Origin of the sequence: Comamonas sp. 17RB (genome assembly GCF_030056555.1) — a bacterium.
Lineage (GTDB): Bacteria > Pseudomonadota > Gammaproteobacteria > Burkholderiales > Burkholderiaceae_C > Comamonas > Comamonas terrigena.
In genome coordinates, this window is record NZ_JASHHY010000019.1 from 1 (window position 1) to 1,816 (window position 1,816).

Annotated in this window: 1 rRNA gene; it reads left to right on the forward strand. The window is 51.9% G+C overall.

What is annotated here, in order from left to right:
• Positions 1 to 1,790, forward strand: a 23S ribosomal RNA gene (locus tag QM470_RS21365); the annotation flags it as partial.
• Positions 1,791 to 1,816: the final 26 nt, after the last annotated feature.

Here is a 1,816-nt window from a genome sequence, read left to right on the forward strand (position 1 = left end):
AGCTCACTGATCGAGTCGTCCTGCGCGGAAGATGTAACGGGGCTAAGCCAGTTACCGAAGCTGCGGATGTGCAATTTATTGCACGTGGTAGGAGAGCGTTCTGTAAGCCTGTGAAGGTGCCTGGTAACGGGTGCTGGAGGTATCAGAAGTGCGAATGCTGACATGAGTAGCGTTAAAGCGGGTGAAAAGCCCGCTCGCCGTAAGCGCAAGGTTTCCTACGCAACGTTCATCGGCGTAGGGTGAGTCGGCCCCTAAGGCGAGGCAGAGATGCGTAGCTGATGGGAAACAGGTCAATATTCCTGTACCGATCAATAGTGCGATGTGGGGACGGAGAAGGTTAGCTCAGCCAACTGTTGGATATGTTGGTTCAAGCCTGTAGTCGTGGTCCTTAGGCAAATCCGGGGATCTTAGATGAGGGGTGATAACGAGTGTGCTTGCACATGAAGTGAGTGATACCCTGCTTCCAGGAAAAGCCACTAAGCTTCAGCTATTGACGACCGTACCGCAAACCGACACTGGTGCGCGAGATGAGTATTCTAAGGCGCTTGAGAGAACTCAGGAGAAGGAACTCGGCAAATTGATACCGTAACTTCGGGAGAAGGTATGCCCCTAGTAAGTGAAGTTGTACAAATGGAGCTAAACGGGGTTGCAAAAAATCGGTGGCTGCGACTGTTTAATAAAAACACAGCACTCTGCAAACACGAAAGTGGACGTATAGGGTGTGACGCCTGCCCGGTGCTGGAAGATTAAATGATGGGGTGCAAGCTCTTGATTGAAGTCCCAGTAAACGGCGGCCGTAACTATAACGGTCCTAAGGTAGCGAAATTCCTTGTCGGGTAAGTTCCGACCTGCACGAATGGCGTAACGATGGCCACACTGTCTCCTCCTGAGACTCAGCGAAGTTGAAATGTTTGTGATGATGCAATCTCCCCGCGGAAAGACGGAAAGACCCCATGAACCTTTACTGTAGCTTTGTATTGGACTTTGAACGGATCTGTGTAGGATAGGTGGGAGGCTTTGAAGTGTGGTCGCTAGATCACATGGAGCCAACGTTGAAATACCACCCTGGTGCGTTTGAGGTTCTAACCTAGGTCCATTATCTGGATCGGGGACAGTGCATGGTAGGCAGTTTGACTGGGGCGGTCTCCTCCCAAAGCGTAACGGAGGAGTTCGAAGGTACGCTAGTTACGGTCGGACATCGTGACGATAGTGCAATGGCATAAGCGTGCTTAACTGCGAGACTGACAAGTCGAGCAGATGCGAAAGCAGGACATAGTGATCCGGTGGTTCTGTATGGAAGGGCCATCGCTCAACGGATAAAAGGTACTCTGGGGATAACAGGCTGATACCGCCCAAGAGTTCATATCGACGGCGGTGTTTGGCACCTCGATGTCGGCTCATCTCATCCTGGGGCTGTAGTCGGTCCCAAGGGTATGGCTGTTCGCCATTTAAAGAGGTACGTGAGCTGGGTTTAAAACGTCGTGAGACAGTTTGGTCCCTATCTTCCGTGGGCGTTGCAGATTTGAGGAAGCCTGCTCCTAGTACGAGAGGACCGGAGTGGACACACCTCTGGTGTATCGGTTGTCACGCCAGTGGCATTGCCGAGTAGCTACGTGTGGAAGAGATAACCGCTGAAAGCATCTAAGCGGGAAACTCGTTTCAAGATGAGATCTGCCGGGGCCTTGAGCCCCCTGAAGGGTCGTTGTAGACCACGACGTTGATAGGCTGGGTGTGGAAGCGCAGTAATGCGTTAAGCTAACCAGTACTAATTGCCCGAGCGGCTTGACCCTATAACTTTGACTGCCAAGTAGGTAGT